Origin of the sequence: Dysosmobacter segnis (assembly GCF_014297285.1) — a bacterium.
Lineage (GTDB): Bacteria > Bacillota > Clostridia > Oscillospirales > Oscillospiraceae > Oscillibacter > Oscillibacter segnis.
Genome location: NZ_JACOQI010000004.1, coordinates 163,653 through 185,757, shown reverse-complemented (window position 1 = coordinate 185,757; position 22,105 = coordinate 163,653). Strand labels below are relative to the sequence as shown.

21 protein-coding genes and 3 tRNA genes are annotated in these 22,105 nt (G+C 54.4%); 3 read left to right on the top strand and 21 right to left on the bottom strand.

Annotated features, from left to right (window positions below; genetic code table 11):
- The coding region (locus H8Z83_RS19395; RefSeq protein ID WP_207732008.1) for a hypothetical protein at positions 1-192 on the top strand (192 nt) is incomplete at its 5' end.
- Positions 193-633: 441 nt separating this feature from the next.
- Here H8Z83_RS19395 and H8Z83_RS06515 read toward each other — a convergent pair.
- From H8Z83_RS06515 to H8Z83_RS06485, 7 genes are all read right to left on the bottom strand, one after another.
- The gene (locus H8Z83_RS06515; RefSeq protein WP_187014321.1) at positions 634-1,254 is read right to left on the bottom strand and encodes a hypothetical protein; all 621 of its coding nucleotides are present in this window, start codon (positions 1,252-1,254) and stop codon (positions 634-636) included.
- Positions 1,236-1,754, bottom strand: coding sequence for a TIR domain-containing protein (locus H8Z83_RS06510; protein ID WP_187014320.1), 519 nt, complete (start codon positions 1,752-1,754; stop codon positions 1,236-1,238). Before H8Z83_RS06510 ends, H8Z83_RS06515 begins: the two co-directional genes overlap by 19 nt.
- Before the next feature lie 76 nt (positions 1,755-1,830).
- Positions 1,831-2,388, bottom strand: a complete 558-nt coding sequence (locus H8Z83_RS06505) for a TIR domain-containing protein (protein WP_187014319.1) — start codon at positions 2,386-2,388, stop codon at positions 1,831-1,833.
- 77 nt (positions 2,389-2,465) lie between these two features.
- Positions 2,466-3,221 carry a DUF1883 domain-containing protein gene (locus tag H8Z83_RS06500; RefSeq protein ID WP_187014318.1) on the bottom strand — a complete coding sequence of 252 codons (756 nt, stop codon included), beginning with the start codon at positions 3,219-3,221 and terminating at the stop codon, positions 2,466-2,468.
- A gap of 66 nt (positions 3,222-3,287) precedes the next feature.
- On the bottom strand, positions 3,288-4,163 hold the full coding sequence (locus H8Z83_RS06495) for an NgoMIV family type II restriction endonuclease (RefSeq protein WP_187014317.1): 876 nt from the start codon (positions 4,161-4,163) through the stop codon (positions 3,288-3,290).
- Positions 4,111-5,133, bottom strand: a complete 1,023-nt coding sequence (locus tag H8Z83_RS06490) for a DNA cytosine methyltransferase (protein ID WP_243184781.1) — start codon at positions 5,131-5,133, stop codon at positions 4,111-4,113. Before H8Z83_RS06490 ends, H8Z83_RS06495 begins: the two co-directional genes overlap by 53 nt.
- Entirely contained in the window at positions 5,130-5,351 is a 222-nt protein-coding gene (locus tag H8Z83_RS06485) for a helix-turn-helix domain-containing protein (protein WP_187014316.1), read from the bottom strand. The genes H8Z83_RS06490 and H8Z83_RS06485 overlap by 4 nt, the downstream gene beginning before the upstream one ends.
- A 1,511-nt stretch (positions 5,352-6,862) precedes the next feature.
- On the opposite strand from H8Z83_RS06485, the gene H8Z83_RS06480 reads away from it, so the two are divergent.
- Positions 6,863-8,023 (top strand): tyrosine-type recombinase/integrase, encoded by a 1,161-nt coding sequence (locus tag H8Z83_RS06480; RefSeq protein ID WP_187014315.1) that lies wholly within the window; start codon positions 6,863-6,865, stop codon positions 8,021-8,023.
- A 170-nt stretch (positions 8,024-8,193) separates the two neighbouring features.
- Here the strand turns inward: H8Z83_RS06480 and H8Z83_RS06475 are convergent.
- The 4 genes from H8Z83_RS06475 to H8Z83_RS06460 form a co-directional block, all read right to left on the bottom strand.
- Positions 8,194-8,270, bottom strand: a tRNA-Val gene (locus H8Z83_RS06475).
- A 46-nt stretch (positions 8,271-8,316) separates the two neighbouring features.
- Positions 8,317-8,391: transfer RNA gene (locus H8Z83_RS06470), tRNA-Glu, on the bottom strand.
- Positions 8,392-8,430: 39 nt separating this feature from the next.
- A tRNA-Met gene (locus tag H8Z83_RS06465) sits at positions 8,431-8,507 on the bottom strand.
- 100 nt (positions 8,508-8,607) lie between these two features.
- Positions 8,608-8,796 (bottom strand): ferredoxin, encoded by a 189-nt coding sequence (locus tag H8Z83_RS06460; RefSeq protein ID WP_207732007.1) that lies wholly within the window; start codon positions 8,794-8,796, stop codon positions 8,608-8,610.
- Between the two features lie 212 nt (positions 8,797-9,008).
- On the opposite strand from H8Z83_RS06460, the gene H8Z83_RS06455 reads away from it, so the two are divergent.
- Entirely contained in the window at positions 9,009-12,071 is a 3,063-nt protein-coding gene (locus tag H8Z83_RS06455; protein WP_187014313.1) for an S-layer homology domain-containing protein, read from the top strand.
- Between the two features lie 362 nt (positions 12,072-12,433).
- Here H8Z83_RS06455 and lepA read toward each other — a convergent pair whose 3' ends face one another.
- The 10 genes from lepA to hfq all read right to left on the bottom strand — a co-directional run bounded on the left by lepA (position 12,434) and on the right by hfq (position 22,035).
- Positions 12,434-14,239: a translation elongation factor 4 gene (gene lepA / locus H8Z83_RS06450; protein WP_187014312.1), complete on the bottom strand. Its 1,806-nt coding sequence runs from the start codon at positions 14,237-14,239 to the stop codon at positions 12,434-12,436.
- A gap of 62 nt (positions 14,240-14,301) precedes the next feature.
- Positions 14,302-15,390, bottom strand: coding sequence for a hypothetical protein (locus H8Z83_RS06445; protein ID WP_187014311.1), 1,089 nt, complete (start codon positions 15,388-15,390; stop codon positions 14,302-14,304).
- A gap of 17 nt (positions 15,391-15,407) precedes the next feature.
- Positions 15,408-16,814 carry an MBOAT family O-acyltransferase gene (locus tag H8Z83_RS06440; protein WP_187014310.1) on the bottom strand — a complete coding sequence of 469 codons (1,407 nt, stop codon included), beginning with the start codon at positions 16,812-16,814 and terminating at the stop codon, positions 15,408-15,410.
- Complete coding sequence (locus H8Z83_RS06435; RefSeq protein WP_187014309.1) at positions 16,811-17,497, bottom strand: helix-turn-helix domain-containing protein; 687 nt, start codon at positions 17,495-17,497, stop codon at positions 16,811-16,813. Before H8Z83_RS06435 ends, H8Z83_RS06440 begins: the two co-directional genes overlap by 4 nt.
- Before the next feature lie 167 nt (positions 17,498-17,664).
- Positions 17,665-18,546, bottom strand: coding sequence for an HAD family hydrolase (locus H8Z83_RS06430; RefSeq protein ID WP_187014308.1), 882 nt, complete (start codon positions 18,544-18,546; stop codon positions 17,665-17,667).
- 49 nt (positions 18,547-18,595) lie between these two features.
- Positions 18,596-19,306 carry a DivIVA domain-containing protein gene (locus H8Z83_RS06425; protein ID WP_187014307.1) on the bottom strand — a complete coding sequence of 237 codons (711 nt, stop codon included), beginning with the start codon at positions 19,304-19,306 and terminating at the stop codon, positions 18,596-18,598.
- 18 nt (positions 19,307-19,324) lie between these two features.
- Entirely contained in the window at positions 19,325-19,756 is a 432-nt protein-coding gene (locus H8Z83_RS06420) for a cell division protein SepF (RefSeq protein ID WP_187014306.1), read from the bottom strand.
- Between the two features lie 19 nt (positions 19,757-19,775).
- On the bottom strand, positions 19,776-20,471 hold the full coding sequence (locus H8Z83_RS06415; protein ID WP_187014305.1) for a YggS family pyridoxal phosphate-dependent enzyme: 696 nt from the start codon (positions 20,469-20,471) through the stop codon (positions 19,776-19,778).
- Between the two features lie 19 nt (positions 20,472-20,490).
- On the bottom strand, positions 20,491-21,777 hold the full coding sequence (locus H8Z83_RS06410; protein ID WP_187014304.1) for a biotin/lipoyl attachment domain-containing protein: 1,287 nt from the start codon (positions 21,775-21,777) through the stop codon (positions 20,491-20,493).
- Positions 21,778-21,792: 15 nt separating this feature from the next.
- Positions 21,793-22,035, bottom strand: a complete 243-nt coding sequence (hfq, locus tag H8Z83_RS06405) for an RNA chaperone Hfq (RefSeq protein ID WP_187014303.1) — start codon at positions 22,033-22,035, stop codon at positions 21,793-21,795.
- Positions 22,036-22,105 lie beyond the last annotated feature (70 nt).

Here is a 22,105-nt window from a genome sequence, read left to right as displayed (position 1 = left end):
CTCGGACATAGTTTGCTTGCTCCTTTCGAATGGTGTGTGGTTACTTCATTCTACCAGAGCCTGCAAGCTATGTCTTCTTTTATGCGATTTTCAATTTGCGCAACTTATTTTACCTTATCTGTGGGTCAGCGTGTGAGTCTTGAAGAAACGGAAAAAATTAAGTGCCATAAAAAGTTGCGAATTACGAAATAAAATCACCGGAATCAAGCGATTCCGGTGATTTTTGGTGGAGACTACTGGACTCGAACCAGTGGCCTCATGCGTGTGAAGATTCGATAGGGATGCCTTCTGCCGAATTTTGGGAGAATAAAGCGGGTTTGCCGCGTGATTTCCCCACCCGCAGATACGCTTTTCTCCGTTGTTTCCGCCCCGGTTTTTCTGTTCGTGGGTCACGGCGTGGGTCAAAACGTGATCCTCGTTTTCTGTTTGCTGCAGGCAGAATGCCTTCATACAACAAAGCGGCGCTCTCATGCAGCAAAGCGGGTTTCTTGACAGAATATACATCTTCATCACCTGCAAACTTTTTCTTTAGAACTCCTGAATCCCTTTGCAGATATTATACCATATTACCCTTGCGTTTCCCAGTGTTTTCAATGGTTTCCGAGCTTTTTTGCGCCGTTCAGTAAGCACTAATTATTCATAGTCAATTAATCGTTTGAGTTCATCTGCATATTTTATCATAATATCATTGGTTTTTTTCAAATCATCAACCAACGGCTGATATTCAGGATACGTTCTCTGTATTTCTTGTGGAGTTGCCGTTGCGTCAGATAAGGTGCTGTTGTACCAAGCCCTATACTTTGCTTGCCACGCAGTCAAATGAGGTCTTAGACCATTGTTTAGAACTTTTGTGGTTATATCGATTAAGCCCTTGGCATCACTAATTCTATTCGCAGGAATATTTGCGAGAAGCGTCCTGATAACCTTGAACGCTTCATACCACGAATCGTAAATCTCACTGATAATGTCGTATTTCTCATCAAACTTGAGACCAATTTTTCTTGTGGTCAATTCAATCCAGATTTTGTATGCGATTTCTTTTATGCAGCCATCATATTTAATGGTCACGCTGCTGTTGCCTATTCCAATAGTTGCTTCTTCAATTGTCACAGTCTTAAGGATTGATTTTTTATGTATCCACGTTATCCCTAATGATATGAATAATATGAGCAGAAAAAGAATGATAATAGCTATCCAGTTGAAAGATACAACGATATTTTGCCATCCTTCAAATTTTACAGAGATAATATCCATATAACCCATTCCAATCTTAGTGTACAGTAGAATTCCTGCTCAAAATATTGATTAAGACTGCCAGTAATTCTTTGCAGAAGGCCGTTTCTATGTTGATCTGAATAAAAAGCTGAACCATACTTGCCGTTCTTTAGAATAAACTCAGTGAGTTCAGTGAGATTATTTAGTGCCGTTTTGATTTTCAGAAAAGATGGAAAATCGTCAATATTCTTTGTCTTTATTGACGCAATTTTAATGCCAGCATTATCGGCCATACCGATTTCGTAAGGAATCCACCAAGACAGTCCTGTCTTATCTGAGATAATGCAGAGCAATATTTGACTCAACTTCAGCCCATTTATTACTGATGCTACAATCTTAGCGTCATTTTCAACTGATACTGCTTCTCTTAATTCGGAATCAAAAAGATCAAGATAAATGTCAACGTCCAATTGTTCAGTCAAATATTTACCAAGTTCGATAGCAATATGTTGATTTTCTTTTTTATGCGAAATAAACACGCACACTTTGTCACTTTGTCACTTTGTATCTTTCGAAAGAGCCCAAGACTGGAATCAGCTTTATTCACACACTCTCCTAATGTGTTACGCCATGGCGCCTACATTTTGCGTTGTAATGCATCATTTCATTTGGGTTTTTAATAAGATTTGATCTGGTCGTTCGTGCTGCATAAGCATCTTCTATCCAATCATATAGTTTTTGCTTGGAATCTGGATAGACATAGTATCTTGCATAGCCCACTTCGTTCCCATTGGCATCTCTCTTGACATTTTCAGAAACACGTTCAGGTAATGCACCTTCGCTCCCCATATAGGGAAGATTGATTGCGATAAGCCCATTGGGTAGTGTGGCACCTTGCTGAAGGGATGCTTTAACTTCCCAGTCAACATATCTTCTGCTATGTGTGCATGAGCCTACAAGCACAATAGTAACAGTGGAATCCTGCAGCTTGTTTTCTCGAATTTTTCTCATAATATATTGAGGATTGGTGCTATCAAAGGCAAAGTCCCCATCCTTTACTCCAACAGTCTTTGCAATAAATACATCCGAAAAATCTTGGACAAATTTATTAACCGCAGTTTGATCACCGTGGTAGTATGAAATAAAGACTTTTCTATTTGGATAAAACGTCATTGTTCTCCTCCTCGAAAAACTCGATTTGTATGTTGTGAATTAGGAGGCTACTACCGTTTTAAATGGATTTATATAAACTAAATCGAAGAGTGTATTAACTCGGCAACTTCACTTGCAATCTCTTCTACTGTTTCTTGACTCGTATTCCTTGCAACCTTATCTGCCAGCGAAGGGCTATAATCAATTACCTCTTGTTTGGTAATATCATGCCAAATTGGAAGTAATATCTGTTGTCCAGAAATAGCTTTTGTCATCAAACCGTCCAATTCATAGTTTGTCCATCCTTTTTTTATAAAGGATCGAGAAATAACGACTATACCAAACTTACTCTTTGACAGACCTTGGTCAATTTTCCTTCTCAGGCTATCTCCAATTTTCAGTTCAAACTCGTCATACCAAACATTGACACCCTTTTCTTTCAAAGCAAGTGCCAATGGACGAACAACACTATCTTTATCTTCTGATGCATGAGAAATAAAAACGTCATATTCCTTATTTGTATCGCTGATATCGATATATAGGTTTTTCTCTTGAACAAGCGGAAGTTGTTCTCTTGCAATGGGTAACATACCAGACAAAACTCTGGCATTGTGTCTAACTGTTCCAGAATACCCGCCTAAATCAATAGTAAGATACCAGTGGCCTGCTGAGGGAACTGTGATTCTGTATGGACTTCTCGTGACATAGCCACCGTAATATCTGTGCTTTCTACCATTTTTGTAGTTGGAATAATTTGTCGAGTCCATTAGCCGCACATTTGCAGCTGCGGATAATTGAACCTCAACTATTTTACCCTTTTCAAGATACCCAAAGTCGTAGTATGAAAAATTCATTAGCTTCCCCCACTTCCTTCTTTACGGTTGCTTGTTCATGGCGTCTATTATTCCTTCCATATATAGCTACACAGACAAATCCAGCGGCAGATCGGAAATATCCTTCAGCCGCTTGCCCTGCACCAAGGTTTCCAGCGTTTCTACCGCATCCTCAGACCCCGCCTCTTTAACTGCTCGGATCAGTTCATAGAGTGCAAAGTGATATACGCAGTCAATATCGCCAGTGCCGAGCGCAAGAGATGCCAAGCGATTCGGCATAGGCTCAGCCGTCACAACAACGATGTGCGGCAAATGTCCCTTTCGGTTGCGGATCAGGTTCAATGCCTCTGTGCGGCTGTTCTGTGCGCGGTCGCTACGCATCGTGTACTTTGCAGAAACACTCGCATGAAGAATGGGCTTGCCGCCGTTAGACTTCCGAATATCAGCCATCTTGCAGATTTCGTCATCAACAATGGGCTGAGCGGCATTGATCTCACTGTCCTCATAGAGATCGCGGTAAACAACAACGTCAGGTGCAACGAGGTAATCATTCCCGAGTGCAGCAGCCAACTGTGCGTTCTGTGTCGTAAGCGCATTTAAGTAAGCAAGATGCTCGTACTGCGCAAAATCGCTTGTTTTTAGTTTGTTGTTATTGCCGAGCTGAAGAATTGTCCAGTTTCCGGGACGGAGGTTCTGCAAATAGGGAAAGGTTTCACGCAGGAACTCCATTGTCAGCGTTTCAAATTGCTTTCCGAGAGTCTGCCCGGAAATTTTGTCAACCGTGGAGACAGCATGATGCTGTTCCTCCACAAGAATGTCAACGATCCTCCGCGCAATCGCCTTTGAGCCGCGGCTGCTGGTGTCTGCATTGGATGCGATACCTGCCGTGGTCAACGTCAGTGTGTTGGTTTCAAACAACTGCTTGTGAAAGTGGAATCTCGCGTTTGCTATCAATGCATCCATGCTCCAAACACTCCTTTATTTTTTCTCCAACTGCCCGGGCAACCGGGGGCGGGAATGCATTTCCAATCATCCTGCAGGCTACAGTTTTCCGATTTCCAAACGTCCATGTATCGGGAAAACCTTGAATCCGTGCCATCATCCGGCTTGTCAACCGGGGCATACCCTCAAATCCGGGAGCCGGTGCTTCGTTTGCAATTCCTCGGCCATCTACGCCAAGCTCTGCCCATGCATTACGGGCGCGTGTGGGACCAAGATCGGGACCACCATGCTTCTTGGAGCCGCCTACAAGGGTCGGAGCGATCCGGTTTGCATTAGATGCCCACCGCTTTGCACCTTCCCATCCGTTCTGTGCCATCAAATCACGGAGCGTATCGCCAACAGTCGTGGCGCTGTCTGGCCGTTCATCAGGATAGGCAAATGCTCCAATCTGATCCTTCCGAATGCCGATGATAACCACTCTGGGACGTAGCTGTGGAACACCATAATCAGAGGCGTTCAAGAGCTTGATATGGGTTACATAACCGAGCTTTTGAATCGACGTGAAAATGTGGTTGCGGTATTCATCAAAGCCCGGATCAAGAAAGCCACGGACATTTTCAAGCATGACAGCACGCGGTTGAATTTCTTTGATAAGCCGAATGGCCTCCGGGAAAAGGTCTCTTTCGTCTTCCTGACCGAGCTGCTTTCCTGCAACGGAGAAAGGCGGGCAAGGAACGCCGCCAGCCAGCAGATCGACACCGTGGTATGGGCGTCCGTCAAAATCGTGAACATCTGCGCAAATGACGTTCCACTCCGGGCGATTCTGCTTTAATACCTTGCAGTAATCTTCTTCATACTCGACAAGCGCAACATGGACAAAGCCCGCCATTGCAAGCCCCAAAGCCTGCCCACCAGCACCAGCGCATATTTCAACACAAGTCAACGGTTGCTGCATTTTCTTTTCACTCCTGTGTAGTTCGATTGAAATCATGACTGTTCTATATCTCCTTCATCAACGAACTCCATGATGTCTCCTACATCACATTTGAGCGTCAAGCAAATCTTATGCAGGCTTTCCATAGAGACAAATTCGTTTTTTCCCATCTTGGCAAGCACATTGAAGCTGATACCGGAGGCGTCTTTCAAATCTGTCCGGTTCATTTTCTTATCAATCAGTAGCTTCCAGAGCTTATCGTAGGAAATAGGCATTGCAATTCTCCGTTCCAAATTTAGACTGATTATATTATAGCACAAAACGACAATGTTCGCAAGATAATCTCCTCAGAACGTGAGATGTCCTCTGCAAAGAAAAAGCCGCCCACAGGAGTTCGGATACTCCTGCGGACGGCTGTGACTGATATGGGCTTATACTATTGCCTGGATAGCAGTGAGTGGAAACCACCAATAGAGAGGTGGGCGATGCGTAGTAAATCATGCTCACCACATAATCAATAGCGCACTCACTGGATCACGCAGCCCAGCGGGGCCGCGACGCCTCGGGACAGCGACGTGCATAAGCACATCGCTGTCCCGTAGGCTTTCTGTGTCCTTCGAGAGCACCTCCCGGCCAAGATCCCAAAGCAGCAAAGTACGCCGTTTTGACACCCGGCCCGGGGATGTTCGTGAACGTGCAGTACGTGTCGAGGGTAGTGATACCCCCCCCCGTCCGGAAGGTCCGTGTTTCGCCGTGTAAGCCCTTGTGTGCGATCCTTTGAGCAAAGCCGAGTGTGTATACCCTCTTTCGCCTGTGAAAGCGAACGTGGGCCATTTGTGGGAGAAGTTGAAAACGCGACAAGAAACAGTTGGGGATAAAATTTATGGCGGCAGCTTTGCCGGATTTTTCTCGTCTGCTGATAGTGGGGGTTCACAGAGAACCGGGAAATGTATGTATATAAAAGCACGGTGGAATCAGGGGTTGCAAATGCGGCGTTCAGAGCAATTCTGTTGGCAGCGCAAAGCCACGCTGTGCCCGCAGAAGGGAAGGCCCCTGTTTCGGCGTGTAAGCCGTTGTGTGCAATCTTTCTCCGTAAGCCGAGTGTGTACCCGCTTTCACCCGTGAAAGCGAACGTGGGCCGTTTGTGCGAGAAGTTGAAAATCGTGATGAAAAATGGTTTGATATGGAACTTGCGGCGGCAACTTTTGGGCGATATTTGCGGGAACAGTTTTGAGTGAAAAACCGAACTTTACAGGAAGGTTTTTCAGGTGGCGAAGGCCGTTCGATTTTAGCACAAGATAAAGAGAGGTGCCCGTAATTGGGCACCTCTCAGCCACAAAGCCCCGCAGTGCGGGGCTTTCCGGGGTTTTGAAACCGCAGTCTAAGGTGCACCTTGGCGGGCGTTTTCGCGGTCTTGGGTGAACGTTGGACGCGGCAAATGCCTGTGGCAACAGACTTTTCAAGGTGACCGTTCCGCAGGCGTTTGAGAAATTTCCCGTTTTCAACCACCAGAAAAAGTGATTTTGTGCAGCGGCGATTTTCAGCGCAGATCGTACATATTTTGCGCCGCTGTAGTCAATGAAAAGAGACTTTCAACCGTCCAAAAATCGCACCGCTGTAACTAAAGAGAATGTCCCCGGCAGCGCAAGATTTGCGCCGCAATAGACAAAGATTGGGCGGTGCAACTCCGATGGGGCAAATGATAACTTTCTGATAACTGTTCCGTCTTTGGATAGCTTTTCCCTCTTGGTTACGGTATTGTTCGTTGCCGAAAGGGGTTGATTTTATGCCAAAGCGACGAGCAAACGGAGAAGGCAATATCCGAAAACGAAAGGACGGCCGATGGGAAGGCCGTTACACCGCAGGCTATGACCCGGAGACCGGAAAGCGGATCATCAAGAACGTGCTGGGCAAGACGCAGGCCGAGGTGAAGGAGAAACTCAAGACCGCAATCAGCGAAAGTCAGCAGCTGGATGTATCCAAAGCCGGGGCTTACACAGTCAGTTCGTGGATGAAAATGTGGTACGAGGTCTACGCTGAGCCCCGCATCCGACCCAACACAAAATCCTACTACACCAACTACATCGAGAGCCACATCATCCCCGGAATCGGCAGCATCCCGCTGGACAAGCTGACCACCATTCAGATCCAGCGGTTTTACAACAACCTCCTGAAAACTGGACGAGTCCAGCGCAAAAATTTTCCTGAACTCAAGGACAAAAGCCTCAGCCCCAGAGTGGTGCGGGGCGTCCACACACTACTGCACAACTGCCTGGAGCAGGCGGTGGCGGAGCACCTGCTCCTCGCCAACCCCGCACAAGGCTGCAAGCTGCCGCAGTTTGAAAAGGAAGAAATGAAGATCCTGCCGCAGGAAAAAATCGGCCTGTATCTTGCCGAGGCGGAAAAGAGAGGATTGCTGGCGGCCTTCTACTTGGAGTTGACCACCGGCCTACGGAGAGGGGAGCTGCTGGCCCTCCAATGGACGGACTTGGACGTTGAAAACCGGACGCTTGCCGTCACGAAACAGGTAAATCGCATCAACGGCGAGTTAGTAGTCAGTCCGCCGAAAACACGCAACTCCGTGCGAACGCTGGCTCTCCCTCAGCAGGCGGTCGACCTGCTGATTGCCGAGCGCAAAAAGCACCCTCGCAATTCGTATCTGTTCCCATCGCCCAAAACCGGAACCATGTATGACCCGGACGCTTTCCGGAGAACCCATGACAAAATTTTGAAGGCCATCGGTACGGAGCACATCCGGTTTCACGATCTTCGCCACACCTTCGCCACGCTGTCGCTGAAAAGCGGAGTGGACGTGAAAACACTGTCTGGCGCGCTGGGCCACTACTCGGCAGGGTTCACCCTGAACACCTATACTCACGCCACGGCCCAGATGAAACAGGACGCGGCGGACACCATCGGCGGGGTCATCAGCCAGCAGATGCGGTAAAAAAACAGGGCCAGACAGGAAAATTCCTGTCTGGCCCTGTCCGGTACTTTCCGGCCCTTTCCCCGTGTGGGTCAGCGTGTGAGTCTTAAAGAAACGGCGAAAATTAAGCACCTCAAAAAGTTGCGGATTATGAAAGAAAATCACCGGAATCAGGCGATTCCGGCGATTTTTGGTGGAGACTACTGGACTCGAACCAGTGGCCTCATGCGTGTGAAGCATGCGCTCTAACCAGCTGAGCTAAGCCTCCATTTTTTAGTTGGCCTATCAGACGCCACTCACGACGTCTGATAGGTTGGTGACCCGTACGGGATTCGAACCCATGTTACAGCCGTGAAAGGGCCGTGTCTTAACCACTTGACCAACGGGCCGGGAAGATCCGGGAGACGTCACGTGACGTCTCCGGATCATGGTAGCGGCGACTGGACTTGAACCAGTGACACTCCGGGTATGAACCGAATGCTCTAGCCAGCTGAGCTACGCCGCCATATCTGCCTCAAATAGGCACGAATTACTATAACAGATGGGCAGAAAATTGTCAAGCCATTTTTCTGATTTTCTTTTTCTTTTTTTGCGGTCTCGTTTTTTCAACGCCGCTCTGCCTGGATCGCGTTCACCGGACAGCCGTTTGCGGCATCCAATACCCGGAAGAACCGTTCCTTCGCAGGCTGGGAGAGCACCGTGGACACCCGCCCAATGACCTGAAACACCTCCGGTACGGCGGCGGCGCACATACCGCAGCCGATGCAGCGCTTATCATCAACCGTTACTGTCATATTGCCGCCTCCTTTTCGCATGAATATTATAACGGAAACCTTCCTTTTTTGCAACAGCTTTCCGCCGTCAAAGGCTGCGGACTTACTGGAAGATCCCACCGATTTTGTAACACTTTTTTCATTTACTTCATCCTGCATCTATGCTATGCTATGGGTGTTATGTAGACCACCCTGTCCGGAGTTTCCCGGACCTGTACCGATAGGAGGTTCCTATGAAGCATCGCATCCGTAAACTCACATCCCTGCTGCTGTCCCTCAGTCTCATCAGCGCGCTGACTCTGCCCGCCGCCGCGTCAAACGCGCTGGGGGAGGATCTGTCCGCCAAGGACACACTTCTCCACCAGGAGACCCAGCTTTCCACCAATGTATTCTGGAGTACAACTTACTCCGATCTCCGGACGGAAAATCTCATCACCTACACGCCTAACAAGGCTGTGACCCCCATCGTCACCTACGGCGACGCGCTGACAGACCGTTCCAGCGTAGCGGACATGGCCGCGCTGCTGGAAGAGGACGGCTACCGGGTGGTGGCCGGCATCAACGGCGATTTCTATAATGTCTCCACCGGCCTGCCCATTGGCATGGTGGTGACGGAGGGACTGCTCCGCAGCAGTGACGCCGGATATTACGCCATCGGCTTCCGGGCGGACGGCTCTGCCATTTTGGGCAAACCCGGCGTCAAGGTCTCCGCAAATCTGGGTTATGCCGTGGATGACGGCTTCGGAAACTCCACAGAGCTGGTCCGGCCGGTGGCGGCGGTGAACAAGGCCCGCACCAACAGCGGCCTTTACCTCTATACATACGATTTTAACGCCAAGCACACCACCGGCACCACGGAACCCGGTATCAATGTAGTCTGCACCGTGGAGCAGGGGAAGCTGGCCATCGGCTCCACTGTCACCCTCCGGGTTAACAGGGTGGAAGAGACCGCCGTCACCAGCCTTGCGCCGGATCAGATCGTTCTCTCCGCCAATTTGCAGGCGGACAGCTACTATACCACCGCACTGCAAAACATCCCACAGGGAAGTGAACTGACCCTCACCGTCTCCGCCAACGATGGCTGGGAGGATGTAGAGTATGCCATCGGCGCGCTCTACTGTCTGGCGGAAAACGGAGCTGTGGTCCCCAACCTGGCCGCCGGGAGCAATCCCCGCACCGCCGTGGGCCAGAAGGCGGACGGCACCTTGGTCTTCTACACCATCGATGGCCGCAAGACCGGCTATTCCATCGGCGCGTCTCTGTCTCAGGTAGGGGAGCGGCTGTTGGAACTGGGCTGCCAGACGGTTCTGTGTCTGGACGGCGGCGGCTCCACCAATCTGGCGGTGACAACGCCGGATTCCACAGCGGCCACCATCATCAACCGTCCCTCCGAGACCGGGCGCAAGGTCACAAATCAGGTGTTTTTAGTGGCCTCGGACCGCTCCAGCGGGCGGCTGGATCATTTCTACGTCAACGCCGCCGGTGACTATGTGCTGGCCGGCAGTGCCGTGTCCGTCACAGCCTCCGGTGTGGACAGCAATTACATCCCCATGGATGCCAGCTATACACTGTCCGCCAGCGCCGGCAGCATTGCGGAGCAAGAGGACGGCCGCTATCTGCTGACTACCCCCGCCTCCGGCGGCGATATCACCGTGACGGCCTCTGGCCGGGGGGCCAAGGGCAGCACCGTGGTCCACGCCATCCGCAACCCGGACAATCTGACCCTGAAAAACGGTGCCTCCAACCTGACGGAGCTTACCGTGACCCCCGGCAGCAAGACCGCTCTCACCGCTGGGGCCGTCTGGAACCATCTGCCTCTGACGGCAACCAATGAAGCCTTTACCTGGTCTGTTTCCGGGGACATCGGCACGGTGGATGAGCACGGCGTGTTCACCGCCTCCGCCCCCGGCACCGGAAACCTGACGGTCTCCGCCGGGGACAAGAGCCTGACTATCCCCGTCACGGTGGCTCAGGTGGCCCTGCAAACCATCGAGGACTTTGAAACTCCGGATACGCGCTTCTTCAGCGGCTACTATTTGACGGTTTCCCGCACCAATGCCAGCGACTATGTCCAGCGAGGCCATTACGCCGGAAAGCTGGACTATGTGCTCCCGGAGGACACCGGCTACTATTCTCAGGCCATGGCAGGCTCCTTCTCCAATCTGCAAACGCCCTACACAGCCCTGAACCTCTGGGTCTACGGCGACGGCTCCGGCAACCAGCTCTCTTTCCTCTACACCGGTGACATCAAGAGCGACCTGGAGTTGCCCGTCACCACGCTGGACTTCACCGGCTGGAAGCAGATCAACGTGCCGCTGCCCCAGTACTTCACCCTGAGCGGCGTGGTCATTTATGCACCCTCCACTACGGATGCCACTTGGGACCATATTCAGGTGACCTACGCCGACACCCCCCGCAGCGGCACAGTTTATATCGACCAACTGGTAGCCGCCTTCCCCGGCACGGTGGATAACGCCCCGCCGACGGTGACAGCCGCACTGGATGAGCAGACTCAGACGATCAGCGTGAAGGTCTCCGATCTGGTGGACGGCGTTCTGCCCGCTTCCTCCATTACGGTGACGAGAAACGGTGTCGCGGAGCCTCTGGAAAACTATGATGCCAAGACCGGTTCCTTCCAGTACACGCTCCCCGCCCCCGGTGAGAGCGGGGATGCCCTGCGGATTACCGTTACCGCTGTGGATGCCTCCGGCAATATCGGCCGGGCCAGCGTGGACATCGATTCCTACAACGTGGACCACAAGTTCAGTGACATCAATGATTACTGGGCCGCCACCTATGTGGACTTCCTGTATAATGCCAACATTACCACCGGCTACAGTGACGGCACCTTCCGCCCCAACCAGAATATCAGCCGGGCCCAGTTCGCCGTCATGCTCTACCGCTATCTGAAGCTGGACGAGAGCAAGTACGCTGATGTGTCTCTGCCCTTCGCGGATCTGGACATCATCCCGGAATACGCCATTCCCGCAGTCAAGGCACTTTATACCGAAGGCGTCATCTCCGGCGCGGAGAAAAACGGCCGCCTGTATTTCAATCCCAACAACGCTTTGACCCGCGCCCAGGCTGCCGCCATGATCGGCCGCACCCAGGCTAAGGGCTACGCGCTGGCGGACCTGACCTTCACCGACAGCGGCAAGATCCCCGGCTACGCCGACTACTACATCCGCACCATGGCGGCTCAGGGGGTCATCAACGGCTACAGTGACGGCAGCTTCAAGCCCCACAGCAACATCACCCGCGGCCAAATGGCCAAGATTCTCTACAACCTGATGTAAACATGCAAAACAGCCCCCGTCCGGTAATCCGGGCGGGGGCTGTTTCGTTTATATGGCAGATATAGGGTTGAAAAACGTGTTACTCGTCCAGTTTGAGGACAGCCAGGAAGGCTTCGGTAGGCATCTGCGCGTCGTCGCAAAGTCCGCTTAACTTCCGCTCCGCCTGCGGCAAAGCGTTCATTTGCTCCCTTGCGCCTCCTTTTCCCACCGAAACCGCTAACGCTGGGTTTCGGCGGGAGCCCTGTTTAGACCCGCATCTTCTTTTTGCCTTTTGAAAACGCTCCGCGTTTCAAAAGCTGATTGAAATAACGGCGCACAGCGCCGGCTCGCCGCTTTGCGGCTCGCAGGAAGGCAAAAAGAGATTATTCATCCAGCTTGAGGACAGCCAGGAACGCCTCCGTGGGCATTTGGACAGTGCCCAAGGCCCGCATCTTCTTTTTGCCTTCCTTCTGCTTTTCCAGCAGCTTTTTCTTACGGGTGACGTCGCCGCCGTAGCACTTGGCCAGCACGTCCTTCCGCATGGCCTTCACGGTCTCCCGGGCGATGACCCGGCCGCCGATGGCCGCCTGAATGGGGATCTCAAAGAGCTGGCGGGGAATGTTCTCCTTCAGCTTCTCGCACAGACGGCGGGCACGGGGGTAGGCCTTGTCCCGGTGGGCGATGAAGCTCAGCGCATCCACCTGATCGCCGTTGAGCAGCAGGTCCACCTTCACCAGATCGCTGGGACGGTAGCCGGAAAGCTCATAGTCCAGAGAGGCGTAGCCCTTGGTGTTGGCCTTCAGGGCATCGAAAAAGTCATAAATGATCTCGTTCAGGGGCATCTGGTAATGCAGCTCCACCAGATGTGTGTCCAGATACTGCATATCCTTGAACTCGCCCCGGCGGTCCTGACACATGGGCATGATGTTGCCCACATACTCGTTGGGGGCGATGATGTTCACCTTGACGTAAGGCTCCTCCGCCCGCTCGATGAGGGAGGGGTCCGGGTAGTTGTGGGGATTGTCCACCGTCACCAGTTCGCCGTTGGTCTTATAAACGTGGTAGATAACGGAGGGGAGGGTGGTCACCAGATCCAGGTCAAATTCCCGTTCCAAACGCTCCTGAATGACCTCCATGTGGAGCATTCCCAAGAAGCCGCAGCGAAAACCGAAGCCCAGAGCGGCGGAGGACTCCGGCTCGAAGCTCAGGGATGCGTCATTCAGCTGCAATTTTTCCAGCGCGTCCCGCAGGTCGGGGTACTTGGAGCCATCCTCGGTGTAAATGCCGCAGTAGACCATGGACTGCACCGGCCGGTAGCCCGGCAGGGGCTCCGCCGTGGGGTTCGCCGCGTCGGTGATGGTGTCACCGATCCGGGTATCACTGACGGTCTTGATAGAAGCTGTAAAATAGCCCACCTCACCGGCAGACAGGGAATCGCAGGGCTCCAGACCCAAGGGCAGCAGATGACCGCACTCCACGATCTGATAGGACGCTCCGGTGGCCATCATTTTGATGGTCTGACCGGTGCGCATGGTGCCCTCCATGATGCGGAAATACACCACCACGCCCCGATAGCTGTCATACTGGCTGTCAAAGACCAGCGCCTTCAGCGGGGCCTTGGGATCACCCTTGGGAGCCGGAACATTGCGGACAATATCCTCCAGCACCGCCTCGATGTTGATGCCCATCTTGGCGGAGATTTCCGGGGCGTCCATGGCGGGCAGGCCGATGATGTCCTCTACCTCCTGCTTGGACTTCAGAGGGTCCGCAGCAGGCAGGTCGATCTTGTTGAACACGGGGAGGATCTCCAGATCGTGCTCCATAGCCAGATAAGTGTTGGCCAAGGTCTGGGCCTCCACGCCCTGTGTGGAGTCCACCACCAGAACAGCGCCCTCACAGGCGGCCAGCGACCGGGAAACCTCGTAGTTGAAGTCCACATGGCCCGGCGTGTCGATGAGGTTCAGTTCATAGGTCTCGCCGTCCTGAGCCTTGTAGTTCAGCTTCACGGCACGGGCCTTGATGGTGATGCCCCGCTCCCGCTCCAGATCCATGTTGTCTAAAAGCTGATTTTCCATCTGGCGCTGGGAAACGGCGCCGCAGATCTCCAGCAGCCGGTCCGCCAGAGTGGACTTGCCGTGGTCGATGTGAGCAATGATGGAGAAATTTCGGATATTGGATTGCTTGGTCATAGAAAAAACCTCCGTAGGCAAACGTCCCAAGGGACGGAATTCTCAGGTTTCATGTGAAACGGTCAGGTCTTTGCGCCTGCCGGTGTATGGAACTGATACCAGTAGTAATCGTCCCAGAATTTATCGTAGTCGTAGTTTACCACAAAGTCATGCCAGTTGGCGAGAGTTTCCCGATAATTTTTCTCGGTCAGCCGATCGGTACCGGAATGGATCTTTTCCAGCGCCAGCGCGCCCGCCTCGTCGGAGTGGTGAACGTAGTCACAGTAGTAGTCCAGGTGCTCGATGATATCCCGGTCAAACAGCAGTCCGTGAAGGGTGACGTTCTCGTAGGGCAGCAGCGTTTCACAGGCCAGCTCCAGCGCCGCAAACACGGCGTCCGTCTCTCCCATGCGGCCGATCTTGTCCCAATAGAGGATGCTGTAAGGGGAAAAGTAAAAATCAAATTCCACCTCCGGGTACCGCTCCGCCCAGCTTGCCGCCACCGCCAGATTTTTGGCGGCGTCCGCCAGCAGGCCGTCCCGGGGCATCGGCTCCGGTGCGATGTCCGGCCGGGTATATTCCTCCAAGGCGGTCATGTGGTTCCACCAGACGGTATCCATCCACGAAAATCCCTTGTCCAGCGTTTCGCCCTCGTCCCAGCGCTGGGCCATCAGGGCGTAGAGGCTGTAATAGAGCACGTCCTTATTCAACAGGTATTTCACGTCATTGATGGTACTGGCGTCATAGAGATAATCGGGCATTGCACCGGTAACACCGTCAGGAGACCGGGTGAAAATATTGGTATCCATGGCGAACAGCACCCGCTTGGGCGGGTGGGTCCGCATCAGCAGGCCCATCACCTGATCGAATTCACTGAAATAGCCGTCAGGAATGGTGAGCCGCAGGCCCGTGCCGCCGAAAACGGTCTCAAGCTGACTGCCGTAGCAGTTGGCGGTCATGGAGGAGCCAAGCAGCACCACGTCCGCCGGGTTGTTGCGGACGATACCCGCCGTCTGGTAGCGTTCACTGAAAAAAACAGGCTCCCGGTCCGTGGGCATCCGGTAGTAAAAGCAAGGGTCCACCCTGTATACAATGGCGGCGCAGGCCGTCAGCACAAGCACAAGCCCCAAAAGTAGGCCCCGGGTCCATTTTTGATAGGCGCGCTGTTCCATGGCGGGGCCTCCTTTCTTTAGAAGTTGGAATAGATGAATGTCACCACGCCGGTGAAGGACAAAATGGCCCATACCGTCCACGCCAGCACATACAGGCCGCTGCGCCAGTTGGGACGGAACGTATCCATCTGACGGATGACGTTCCGGGGCCACAAAGCCGCCAGCAGCCCGATCCCCAAGATCAGCGCCACCCGCAGGTAGGCTGTATAGGGGCCGATGACCGGGAGCAGCAGCTCCAGCGCGCTGATCTCCCGGCGGAACAAGCCGTTCACCAGCCACAGGCGGATCCCGCCCATCCCGCCGGTAACGGCGGTTTTCAGCAAAAGCAGGGCAGAGGACACATCCGGCGCCCGGAAAAAGACCCACGCAAGGTTGATAAAGAGGAAGGTCATGGCCCACCGAACCCAGCGGGGCAGAGCGTCCCGCCGTTTTCCCCACAGGCGTTCCAGAACCTGCGCCAGCCCGTGAAGCAGGCCCCATAGGATGAAGGTCCACCCCGCGCCGTGCCAGATGCCGCTGACGAGGTACACCACCAGAATGTTCAGGTATGTACGCCCCCGGCCCTTTCGGCTGCCGCCCAGGGGAAAGTAGACGTTCTCCCGAAGGAAGGCCGTCAGGGTCATGTGCCAGCGTTTCCAGAACTCCGTAACAGATAGGCTCCGGTAAGGAGAGTCGAAGTTGATGGGCAGCCGCAGTCCCAGCAGCCGGGCGCAGCCGGCAGCAAGGTCGCAATATCCGGAAAAGTCGAAGTAAAGCTGAAGCGTGTAGCCAAGGATCACGCACCACGCAGTCAGAGCCGTCAGCTCAGAGAGGCTGCTCCAGCCGTTGTTCACCAGCACGCCCAGATTGTCCGCCAGCAGCACCTTTTTGGCAAGGCCGAGACCGATGGCGTACAGACCGGCTGCGGTATCCTGGGGCAGGGGAGAGGTCTCCCGCAGCTGGGGGAAGAAATTCCCCGGCTTCAAGATGGGACCGGAGGACACCGTGGGGAAAAAGAAGCTGTAGGTCAGGTATTCTGCCGGAGTGGGGACCTGTGAAAAGGTCCCGGCATAGACCTCCCGAAGATACCAGATCTGCTGGAAGGTGAAAAAGCTGATACCCAAGGGCACGAAGGGCATCCGTACCGCGCCGCCGGTGAAAAAGCCAGTGTACTTGAACACACCCAGCACGGCGATGTGATAGCAGACGACGGCAAGAAGGACGCTTTTTCGGCGGTGCTTTCGCAGCGTGTTGGCTGCAAGATAGCTGACAAAAGAGGACACCGCCAGCAGTCCGCAGCCCCACAGGGCCGATGGAGCACCGCCCCAGAGGTAAAACACCAGACTGGCCGCCAAAAGCACCCAGGTTCGCTCCTTGGGCAGCAGACGGCAGACGCAGACGGTGACGGTCAAAAAGGCCAGAAAGGCCAGAGACTGCACACTCATTTCAGGCCGGACTGATTCAGGCGGTTGAGCTGGCCGTCCGCCGTGCTGAGGACTTGGATCATACCCTGGCTCCGGCCGGGAAAGGCACTGTTAAGCGTCTCATGAGACATATCCGGGAAGGCGGCCTTTTCACGGGACAGTTTCGCCAGCGCACGGGCGTAGTCCGTCCGGGCCAGAGAGGCCCCGGCGGAGGCAGCGCCTGCGGCGCAGTCCTCCTCGGGCAGAGCAAAATAGGCAGTGCTGCCTCCGGCAGCCCGGTGGAGCAGCCGGTAAAGCAGATAGATGTGGCAGCCCAGACTGTCCGCCGCGGCGTTGATGGCATCCTTGTCTCCCAGCTTGCCCAGCAGGCCGAACAGCACGCCGCTGGCGCTGGTGATGAGCTTGCCCCGCAGGGTGGCCAGCACGCTGCCCTGGAGCACATTGCCCGGCTCAGCGGCATTGAGGATCTCTTCGGCAGTCAGCATACTGCCGTCCCGGGCCAGCGTCCGGCCCAGCATATAGTCTGCGGAGACATGATAGTAGTCGCAGACCTTGGACACAAAGGCAAGGCCCGGCTCCCGGATACCGTTTTCATAATGGCTCAAAAGGGCCTGAGACACCCCCAAATCCGCAGCGGCCACCCGCTGAGAAACCCCCCGCTCTTTCCGCAGCAGAGACAGCGTTCTGGAAAATTCTGTTGCCATGGATACCCTCCGTGAAACAGCCGGGGCGCTGCCCCGGCTGAATTGATTCAATACACAGCGTATAGTTTAACAGAAACGATACTGTAAGTAAAGAGATTTTCCTGGAAAAACAGAAAAAACCGGCGCATTTTCTGCGCCGGTTTTCCGATCATTCAGATATTCCGTGTTCAAAACAGTCCCACCTGATTGGGAAGTACATCGCCGCCGATGCTGCGGAGCTGGCGGTTGTTGACCTCCAGCAGCCGGTCGGTGATGGTCATTTTCCGGAGGATGTCCCGGACGGTGCGGTCCAGCTCCATGCCCTCCCGGTAGTCTGCCGGGAAAATGAAATCCACCCGTCCGTCCGCCAGCAGCTTTTCCACACCCTGCCGGTTGCTGGCCTGATAGACGGCGATGGCCTGTCCGCCGTAGGCCCGCATCATTTTCATACAAGGCACGTCGGAAAGACCGTCTCCCATATAGATCATGTTGGTAAAGGGGACCCGCTTGGAATCGTCCGGCATGGAGTCGTTCAGTTCCTTATCCCGGGACACATCCAGAATCCCCTTATTGATCCTGTAGACAAACTGGGTCTTATTGGTAAAGTTGACGTCCAGCTTGGGCCAGCAGGCGTCGCCATTTTCGTTGTAGTAGAACTCGCAGGCATAGATCTCCCGGAATTCCTGAGCGATTCCGCTGCCCTCGATGATCTCCCGGAGGCCGGAGGAAATGACATAGTGCTCCACCTGAACGCCCAGACTCTCCCCAAAGGCGTTGATCCGGGCAAACCACTCCCGGACGCCGGGGAACAGTTGGATGGACTCACCGCAGTGGTTCAGGAAGGCCCGGTCCAGCTTGATATTCTGCGCGGCGCACTCCTGGATCATGGTGTACATATAGGCCAGCAGGCCGTCCATCCGGTTTTCCCAGCCAAAGGCGTTGGCCCTGCCCCAGAATTCTGCCGGGGTATACCCAAGGGAGGGGATGAAGGCGTAGTCCTCCATGTCCGTGGTGCACAGAGTCTTGTCGAAGTCGTACAGGAAGGCGATGATCGGCGCTTGCGTTTCCATATAGCTACCTCCTGAAAGAGCAAAAAGCGGCCTTGCAGGCCGCTTTTTGTCAAGTATTGTAATTACGGCCGAATTTCAGTTCGTCCAGATTGATCTGGCGTGTGCTGGAAAGGTCGGGAAAATCCCCAAAGGGATCGCTGGTGTCAGCGGCGGGATCCGTCGCTTCGGCAACAGGCTCAGACGCTTCCGTCTGGGTCTCCGCCGTGTCGCCGTCCTCCTCCGGCGCTGCTTCGCTGAACGCGGCCATGACGCTGTCCTCGATCTCCTGAACGGAGTCCTCCGGTTTGGCTTCCTCCTGAGGCAACTCCACCGGGGCCTGAGGCAGCTCATTCAAAAGCTGGATCTCCTTATCGCACACAGCCCGGACGGCAACAGAAAACTTCTCCAGTTCCTCCTTGCCTTTCCGCAGACGTTCCTCTGCGGCGGCAGCCTCGTTTTTCAGGCAGTTGATCTTCAGCTTGGCGTCAATCTCCGCCTGCGTCATCATCTGATCCCGCTTCTGCTCGGCTTCCTTCACGATGGAATCCGCCATCCGCTGAGCGGTGAGCAGGGTGGCCCGCATGGAATCCTCGGTGGCACGGTATTCCTCCACCTTCTCCACCAGAACCTTCAATTTGGCTTTCAGCGCCGCGTTTTCTTTGTAGAGAGCGGTATAATCGTCAGTCAGCTCATCCAGAAATTCGTCCACCATGGCCATGTTGTAGCCGCCAAAGGACGCCTTGGCAAAGGAATGGGTCGAAACCTCCTGAGGTGTCAGCATATCCAATATCCTCCCTGCTTAGAAATATAAGCCGTTGCTTTCCAGCTCGTCGATGAGATCGCCCTCCAGTTCCACGTGGTAAGGCGTGATGATATAGGTGTTTGCGGCAACCTTTTTGATCTTGCCCTCGCCGGCATAGGCCACGCCGGAAAGGAAGTCGATGAGCCGCCGGGCCACATCCTTGTTGGTGGATTCCAGATTCAGCACCACCGTCCGCTTGTCCTTCAATTGATCGGCGATCTCCGAGGCGTTCTCAAAGCGGTCCGGCTTCACCAACACCACCTTCAGCTGCGTGGTGGCATGGATGTTTACCACCTTATTCCGGCGATCCTCCGCTTTGTTGCGGCGGTCATCGAAGGAGCGCTCACGGGGTTCCTCAAAATCCTCATATTCCTCATCCTCGTCATCATAGGGATGGGTCAGCTTCTTCAGCTCGTCCAAAATACCCATAAGCCAAAACCTCCTGCAATCAAGTGGGATAATACCGGGCACCGAAAATCGCGGTGCCCACACGGACCATGGTGGCGCCATTTCGGATAGCATCCTCAAAATCGCCGCTCATGCCCATAGAAAGGCACTTTAATTCATTATGGAACAATTTCTCGTTGATGTCAACATAAAGTGCCCGGACTTCCTGAAAATAGCGAATATTGGTGTCCCGGTCGCTGTCTGCGGGGGGAATCGTCATCAATCCCCGGACCCGGACATGGGACATGGCCTGAGCTGCTCTGGCGGCGTCCTCCAACTGAGCAGGGGCAAAGCCGCTCTTGGCCTCCTCGCCGCCGATGTTCACCTCCAGAAGAATGTCCTGAACGATGTCCTGCTTTTCCGCCTCTTTTTCAACGGCTTCCAGCAGGGGGAGAGACCCCACGGATTGGATCAGGGCTACCTTGCCCACCACCTGCTTGACCTTGTTCCGCTGGAGATGACCGATGAAGTGGAGCGGCGCGCCGTCATAGGCGTTCTGGCTCAGCTTCTCCGTCATCTCCTGGACCCGGTTTTCGCCCAGCACGTCGATCCCAGCGGCGATGGCCTCCCGGCAGGCGGCGGCGTCATTCATCTTGCTGGCGCCTACCAGCGTGATCTCCTTGGGGTCCCGGCCGCATTCTCCGCAGGCGGCGGCGATCCGCTGACGGACCTCCTGAATATTTGTCTGAATGGACATAGAACATCCCTCTCTTTCTTTATGAAACAACTTTTCCGTCATACAGATCCCGTGCGGCAACGATGATCTCGTCACCGGGCCGCAGCCGCAGCTTCTCCGTGGAGCCAGCAGACCGGACCACAGCGTAATCGTCACCGGTGAGCAGCACCTCTACCGGCTTGAACCGGGCCTTTGCGCCGGAGACGCAGTAAACACCGGTGACATTGACCTCCTTGCTGGCAGTCTCCTCGGTTTCCGGGTCCTTTTCCGTAACGGTCTGGGTGGCCACACGCAGCGCAGCCAGAGGGACCCGCAGTCCATCGGTGGTATCCAGAATGATCTCGGCGCTCTGGCGGCGCAGGAGCGTCAGTTCCTGCAAATATGTATTCCCCTGGAAAGTCACCACACAGCGGCCGTTTTCCTCCGCGCCCACGGACAACAGCGTGACCGACAGGTCCCGGTCTACATTCTTGGTAAACCGGAGGGACAGGCTCTCTCCGGTTCCCAGACGGTTCTGGCGGGTCTGAAGGGTCTGGGCCTCCTGCGCGGAGACCACGCCCACATAATACCAGCTGTCCCCCAGGATCAGCTTTCCGGTGTTGGCGGGGATCTCGGCAGGGGACAGCTTATTCAGAGCACTGGGAGTCAGCGCGGACAAACTGTCCGGCGTCAGAACGGATTCGTAGCCGTCCACCACGGCGGAAAACAAACCGGACCGGGGAGACCGGATGGTCTTTACAGAGTTAGCAGCCTGAGACCGCAGGGTTTTCAACTGATTTTTCAGTTCCTGCAGCTGTCCGCTGAGATCCTCGGTGCCGGAATAGGTATAATCCCGCTTGAGGACCAAAGACCGCAGTTCCTGCCCCCGGCTCTCCGCTGCGTCCAGCCGTCCCGCCGCCACGACGGTCCGGTAATCCAGCAGGGACCGGGCGATCTGGCTGTCCAGCTTCAGCGTGACCTCCGCGCCCAGCATGGATTCCTGAGCGTATTCCAGCTGCTCGATGCGGTTATTCAGGGTTTCGATCTCGTTCTGCCGGTCCAAAGACGCCTGATCGGCGTAGACGGTGGCCACGGCCCCGCCGGTGCCGACCCGCTCGCCCTCGTTTTTCCGCAGCCGCATAAGGCCGCCGGTATCGCCGGTGAGCACCTGCTCCTGCCGGACCACATAGCCGCTGATGTCCACCGTATCCTCCACCTGATAGGTGTAGGCCAGAGTGGTGGAAAAGGGGTCGCTTACATAGCCGTAGATCTGATAGCCGAAATAGGCCAGAACCAGAAGGGTGATGACCGGCGTGAACAGCTTGCTTACAAAGGATGATCGATTCATGTACGCCTCGTATCGTTACAGGGCGGCTTCCTCCTCACTTTCCCGCAGGGCCACCGGACGAAGGGGGACCACTGTGGAAATGGCGTGTTTGTAAATCACCTGCTGCCTGCCGTCGCTTTCCAGCACCACCACGAAGGGATCGTAGCCGGTAACGGTGCCCCGCATCTGGAACCCGTTCATCAAAAACACGGTGACGGGCAGCCGCTCCTGCCGAAGACGCAGGAGGAAGAGATCCTGTAAATTGATTTTTTTCTGCATAGTATTCCGCTCCTTCTTTATTTGGGAGCGGCTGTGCCAGCGGTACGCTGTCTCTGTCGGTCGATGACCG

What these genes read in the sequence shown, in the direction of transcription:
- H8Z83_RS06505 (WP_187014319.1), bottom strand. Translation starts at nt 2,388, where the DNA reads ATGACGTTTTATCCAAATAGAAAAGTCTTTATTTCATACTACCACGGT.
- H8Z83_RS06420 (WP_187014306.1), bottom strand. Translation starts at nt 19,756, where the DNA reads ATGGGTATTTTGGACGAGCTGAAGAAGCTGACCCATCCCTATGATGAC.
- hfq (WP_187014303.1), bottom strand. Translation starts at nt 22,035, where the DNA reads ATGCAGAAAAAAATCAATTTACAGGATCTCTTCCTCCTGCGTCTTCGG.
- H8Z83_RS06415 (WP_187014305.1), bottom strand. Translation starts at nt 20,471, where the DNA reads ATGTCCATTCAGACAAATATTCAGGAGGTCCGTCAGCGGATCGCCGCC.
- H8Z83_RS06460 (WP_207732007.1), bottom strand. Translation starts at nt 8,796, where the DNA reads ATGACAGTAACGGTTGATGATAAGCGCTGCATCGGCTGCGGTATGTGC.
- H8Z83_RS06410 (WP_187014304.1), bottom strand. Translation starts at nt 21,777, where the DNA reads ATGAATCGATCATCCTTTGTAAGCAAGCTGTTCACGCCGGTCATCACC.
- H8Z83_RS06495 (WP_187014317.1), bottom strand. Translation starts at nt 4,163, where the DNA reads ATGGATGCATTGATAGCAAACGCGAGATTCCACTTTCACAAGCAGTTG.
- H8Z83_RS06485 (WP_187014316.1), bottom strand. Translation starts at nt 5,351, where the DNA reads ATGCCTATTTCCTACGATAAGCTCTGGAAGCTACTGATTGATAAGAAA.
- H8Z83_RS06490 (WP_243184781.1), bottom strand. Translation starts at nt 5,133, where the DNA reads ATGATTTCAATCGAACTACACAGGAGTGAAAAGAAAATGCAGCAACCG.
- H8Z83_RS06425 (WP_187014307.1), bottom strand. Translation starts at nt 19,306, where the DNA reads ATGCTGACACCTCAGGAGGTTTCGACCCATTCCTTTGCCAAGGCGTCC.
- H8Z83_RS06500 (WP_187014318.1), bottom strand. Translation starts at nt 3,221, where the DNA reads ATGAATTTTTCATACTACGACTTTGGGTATCTTGAAAAGGGTAAAATA.
- H8Z83_RS06435 (WP_187014309.1), bottom strand. Translation starts at nt 17,497, where the DNA reads ATGGCAACAGAATTTTCCAGAACGCTGTCTCTGCTGCGGAAAGAGCGG.
- H8Z83_RS06515 (WP_187014321.1), bottom strand. Translation starts at nt 1,254, where the DNA reads ATGGATATTATCTCTGTAAAATTTGAAGGATGGCAAAATATCGTTGTA.
- H8Z83_RS06430 (WP_187014308.1), bottom strand. Translation starts at nt 18,546, where the DNA reads ATGGAAACGCAAGCGCCGATCATCGCCTTCCTGTACGACTTCGACAAG.
- H8Z83_RS06480 (WP_187014315.1), top strand. Translation starts at nt 6,863, where the DNA reads ATGCCAAAGCGACGAGCAAACGGAGAAGGCAATATCCGAAAACGAAAG.
- H8Z83_RS06455 (WP_187014313.1), top strand. Translation starts at nt 9,009, where the DNA reads ATGAAGCATCGCATCCGTAAACTCACATCCCTGCTGCTGTCCCTCAGT.
- H8Z83_RS06445 (WP_187014311.1), bottom strand. Translation starts at nt 15,390, where the DNA reads ATGGAACAGCGCGCCTATCAAAAATGGACCCGGGGCCTACTTTTGGGG.
- H8Z83_RS06440 (WP_187014310.1), bottom strand. Translation starts at nt 16,814, where the DNA reads ATGAGTGTGCAGTCTCTGGCCTTTCTGGCCTTTTTGACCGTCACCGTC.
- lepA (WP_187014312.1), bottom strand. Translation starts at nt 14,239, where the DNA reads ATGACCAAGCAATCCAATATCCGAAATTTCTCCATCATTGCTCACATC.